Below are 371 nucleotides of genomic sequence, written 5' to 3' on the forward strand. Positions count from 1 at the left end.
CCTCCAGCCGCTACCGTATCAGAGCCGGCAGTAGTCGCGCCTGTAACACCAGAGGCAGCAACAGAGTCAGCAGCACCGCAGGATACATCGGTAGCCAGTAATGTGGTGCCATTGCGTACGACCCTAGGCACGCCAGTAGCGGCAGCCTCGGTACCAGCCTCCGTCGCGGAAGCTGCCCAACAGGTGGCTGCACGTAAAGCGCCACAAGAGCTGGTCAAGGTATCGGCCGATTTGCTGGATGACCTGGTTAACCTGGCGGGTGAAACCTCGATTGGTCGTGGACGACTGGAACAGCAGGTCACGGATTTCTCCTACACGCTGGAAGAAATGGAAGGCACGCTGGATCGCTTGCGCGACCAGTTACGCCGTCT

General features: G+C 59.6%; 1 protein-coding gene. It reads left to right on the top strand.

Going from position 1 to position 371, the window contains the following annotated elements:
- Positions 1 to 183 precede the first annotated feature (183 nt).
- Positions 184 to 371: hypothetical protein (locus tag Q4563_RS17115; RefSeq protein ID WP_442903776.1), on the top strand; the 188-nt coding region annotated here is incomplete at its 3' end.

The organism is Gilvimarinus sp. 1_MG-2023 (assembly GCF_030548285.1).